The sequence below is a fragment of the Mesorhizobium sp. M7A.F.Ca.US.005.03.2.1 genome (assembly GCF_003997795.1).
GTDB lineage: Bacteria > Pseudomonadota > Alphaproteobacteria > Rhizobiales > Rhizobiaceae > Mesorhizobium > Mesorhizobium ciceri.
On sequence record NZ_RZRP01001017.1, the window covers coordinates 1 to 2030 of the forward strand.

Annotated in this window: 2 protein-coding genes; one reads left to right on the top strand and one right to left on the bottom strand. The window is 58.3% G+C overall.

Translation table 11 applies throughout. From position 1 onward, the window contains the following. Positions 1-813, bottom strand: an 813-nt coding sequence (locus EN991_RS33985; protein WP_164769586.1) for a LysR family transcriptional regulator, incomplete at its 3' end; no start/stop codon positions are given. Here EN991_RS33985 and EN991_RS33990 point away from each other — a divergent pair. Further along, the coding region (locus EN991_RS33990) for a BMP family ABC transporter substrate-binding protein (RefSeq protein ID WP_164769587.1) at positions 789-2030 on the top strand (1242 nt) is incomplete at its 3' end. The two genes, EN991_RS33985 and EN991_RS33990, sit on opposite strands and share 25 nt — an antisense overlap.

Sequence of the window (2030 nt, forward strand, 5' to 3'; positions counted from 1 at the left end):
CGATATGCGGATGCTGACCCGCTTTTCCGCGGACTCCCATGTGTCGAGCAACGGAATGAGGTGGCCGCGTTCACACTCGATCGTGGTGAAGAAGTGCGGTAGATAGGCAATGCCCTCGCCCGCAACGGCGAAGTACTTGATAGTCCAGTATTCGTTGGCGATCAGGTTGCTGCGCGGCAAGATACTTTCCTGCGCGGTACCTTTCTGTAGCCGCCAGTGCTGCAGGCCCGCCGAGGTGCGATAGACAATGCCCTGGTGTTCCGCCAAATCGGCGGGTTTTCGTGGCATCCCGGCACGCTCGACATAACTCTTGCTGGCAAAGAGTGCGAATTTTTCGGTGGAGAGCGTTTCGCCGACTTCGATACCTTCGTCCCATGAAATCACGGCGTCGAGCATATCGAGGCTCTCTGGCGCGTAGAGAACGTGCGGCGAAAAGAAGGTGAGTTCGATTTCCACCTTGGGGTAGAGCTTTCTGAACGCCATGAGCATCTGCGTGTAGTAGGCCGTGCCGAACTCCCCCGTGGCGCCGATCCGCAAGGTTCCGGTCACGTCGTCGCTCAGTTCCGTCACGGCGGCCCGCGCCGTATCGCAGCTTTGCAGGATCTGCCGCGCGTGCCCGAGCAGGGTTTGCCCTGCTTCCGTGAGCAACAGGACACGGCCGGAGCGCTCGAACAGAGCGACCTTCAGATCGTCTTCAAGCTGCTTGAGCCGGAGACTGAGCGTGGATTTGGGCAGGCCGTACAACTTCGCCGCGGCCGACAATGACCGCAGTTCCGCGATTTTTACAAATGATGCCAGAGCATCGGTGTTCATTTGATCGTTCACATTTCTGCACAAAGTGCCCAAAAAATGAGCATGATTATTTTTGTTGCATGAACGAACGTAATCGGCTGTTATGCACTGCACAAGAGCCAATTCGCTTTTGCCAAATCAAAAAAGACGCTCCGGCGGCAATCGTCACCGTGCAGGGAAGCTGCATGGGCGCGGCGTGCTTCCGGCTGAGAAAATCAAAGAAAAACAAGGGGAACCACGAAATGAAAGAGCGCAACACGAAGCCGTCCGACTCAGTTCGCCTGTTCGCGGCGGCGGCCACGGTTTTCGTATTCTGTGCTACGTCCGGCGCTTATGCCTTTACTCTGGAAGGGGCGCCCAAGGTCGCGTTCATCTACGCAAGTTCAGCGCAAGACGGCGGATGGAACGAAGCCCTCGAGGCCGGCCGCAAGGCCTTGGAGGAACAGCTACAGGTGCCCGTCTCGGTGACGGAGAACATACCGGAAGAGGCCACTAAGCTGCGCGCGGCGATCGATCTCTACGTCAAGCGCGGCTTCAACATCATAATCGGCACCACCTATGGCTACAGCGCCCCAATGGCCGAAGCGGCCAAAGCCTATCCGAATGTGGCGTTTCTGAGTGCTTCGGGCACGGAGAATGGGGCCAACATGGAAAGCTTCTATGCCCGCACTTACCAGGGTTGGTACCTTGCAGGCATCGCGGCAGGACAGGCGACGAAGACGAAGAAGATCGGCATCCTCGCCGGCTTTCCGGTCGGCGTGGTGAACTGGGATATCAACAGTTTTGCACTCGGGGCCCGTTCGGTCGATCCTACGATCGAAACGGTCGCGGTCTTCGCCAACTCCTGGTGGGACCCGGTGAAGGAAGGGCAGATCGCCCAGGCCATTCTCGACCAGAAGGCCGACGTGCTCGCCACGAATCTGAGCGCGACCTCGGCGCTCGACGCCGCCGAAAAGGCAGGCGTTCCTTCGATAGGCTTTCAGCTCGACATGTCGCATGCCGCGCCGCGGACGATCCAGACCTCCGTCATCTTCCGCTGGGAGAAATATCTTGTGCCGACGATCAAGGAGATCATCGACGGCAACTGGAAACCCGAGGAATACGGCGCTTTCGAAGGCCTTGAAACCGGCGTGGTCGATCTTGCTCCTTTTGGCCCCTCGGTTTCCGAGGAGACCAAGGCAAAGGTTGAAGCAGCAAAGCAGGAGATCATCGCCGGCAAGCTTGATCCATTCCAGGGC